Raw genomic sequence first — 2,196 nt, 5'->3', positions numbered from 1 at the left:
TAGAGTTTATTTGGTGTGTGTACTTTTCAATACCAAAAGTACATTACGAGTTTTTTAGTTGCTTTGAACGAAAGTTCATTTTATTTTTGTTCTTAAGTTGATGGGCATGTGAATTAACCCCCAGAATTTAATTTTTTCTTCTCCTCCCAAAACTATAAACTTACTATTTGAAGTTCCGATTTTCACTTAAAGCATTTACATGTATCACCCTCTATTTCCAATATTTATAATAATAGTAATATAACCGACTATAATTGTATATATTTTACAATCAATTCACCTATTACGATCATTTGAATTTCGATATATAACTATAAAAAAAGTTATTATGTCTACATAATAACTTTTTTTCACCAATCTACTAGCATAGTTCTAAATATAGAAAAATATCCTAATAATATTTGAGGAAAACATATTCATATAATTTTATTTTTGTATATTAAAATTATATATAAATGCTATACTAAGATGAATCAAGAAGCATCCAAGATTCTTTGATTAATCACTACATTTTCCTTAAAGCAAACTCAACAAGAAAAGACACTGTATAGTGTCTTTTCTTGTTGAGTTTGCTCCTTTAATCAATAGTAAGAGAATATATATCTATACCTTCTTATTGCCGATTGGTATTAGAATTGCTGCTCCCACAAGCAGAATATCTGAAAGACACTCATATAAGAGTGTCTTTTCTTTATGTAAAAAATTATTTTTAAACAAAAACTCTTTATAAAAGAACACAGGTTCGTATATAATAAGAACAAACGTTCTTTTGATTTAAGGAGGAATCACAGTGTATGACTATTCAATCCTACCGAATAGAATCATCTTATGTGTTGATTTACGTAGCTTTTACGCTTCAGTTAGTTGCATTAAAATGGGGTTAGACCCTATGCATACAAAGTTGGCTGTAGTAGGTGATGTGAACAGGAGCGGATCAATTTTATTAGCTGCAACTCCACCACTGAAAGCACTGGGCGTAAAAAAGATGGCAAGGCTTTACGAGATTCCTCGAAGAAAAGATATTCTTGTTGTGAATCCGATTATGAGTACTTACATAAAATGCTCTAATTACATAACGGAGTTAGCTTTACAATACGTTCCTTATGAGGATTTCCACCAGTATTCCATAGATGAATTTCTGTTGGACGTTACTGATAGCATTCATTTATTTGCTAACGATCCCTATGAATTTGCTTTGAAATTCAAACGTGAAATATATGAGCATACACGCATTGAATGTACCATCGGAATTGCTCCGAACCCTTTAATGAGTAAGGTTGCTTTAGATATTGAAGCAAAGAAGAACAAAGAAGGTATCGCATATTGGAAGTATGAAGATGTCCCAACAAAATTATGGAGTATACGACCACTCAATAAATTTTGGGGCATTTCGTACAAAACAGAAGAAAAATTGAATCGAAAAGGGATACATTCTATTGGGGATTTAGCCAATTACCCTCTTAAATACTTAAAACAAAGCTTCGGCAAGATTGGGGAGGAATTGCACTTACATAGCAACGGCATCGACTTCAGCCGTATTTCGGAAAAATACGTCCCTGCTACAACTTCAATCGGAAAAAGCCAAATTCTAATGCGCGACTATACAATAGAAGAATTCCCAATTGTTCTATTGGAACATATTGAAGAAGTCTGTTATCGCCTTAGAAGACAAAACAAACTTGCTCAAACCGTTCAATTCTCTGTTGGTTATAGCAAGAGTTATACAGGTGGAATTAGGAAAACACATACTTTAAACCGTCCAACAAATTTAACAATGGATATTTATCATATCTGTACATACTTTTTGCATCAACAATATACTGGCGAACCCATTCGCAGCATAAACATATCCTTAACAAACTTAATTCAAGAAGGAGAAGAACAAATTTCTCTTTTTGATAATGTCACGAAACGAGAACAAGAAGTGAAGCTAACAAAAGTAATGGATGAAATACGCACAAAGTTTGGGAAAAACAGTATTTTACGAGGGATTTCCTACACGCATAGCGCTACAGCTAGACACAGAAATACACTAATAGGGGGCCACAAATCATGAATAACGCTAATATGCCAAAAGGAAGAGGAATGGTGTTAACAATAGTATAATATATGAGTAGAGATAACGTATACAACGATAGGTAGTTCTCTTTTTTTGTCTCTTTGTAGAAGCTATAATAATAGTAAAAAGAGATAGTA

Annotated in this window: 1 protein-coding gene; it reads left to right on the top strand. The window is 32.6% G+C overall.

Annotated elements, in window-relative coordinates; all coding sequences use genetic code 11:
• Positions 1–790 precede the first annotated feature (790 nt).
• On the top strand, positions 791–2,056 hold the full coding sequence (locus ACS2CR_RS33985; RefSeq protein WP_000272577.1) for a Y-family DNA polymerase: 1,266 nt from the start codon (positions 791–793) through the stop codon (positions 2,054–2,056).
• Positions 2,057–2,196 lie beyond the last annotated feature (140 nt).

It is taken from the genome of Bacillus cereus group sp. BceL291 (assembly GCF_051776705.1).
Taxonomy (GTDB): domain Bacteria; phylum Bacillota; class Bacilli; order Bacillales; family Bacillaceae_G; genus Bacillus_A; species Bacillus_A cereus.
The sequence above is the reverse complement of the archived record's forward strand: the minus strand, read 5'-3'. Positions and strand labels throughout refer to the sequence as shown.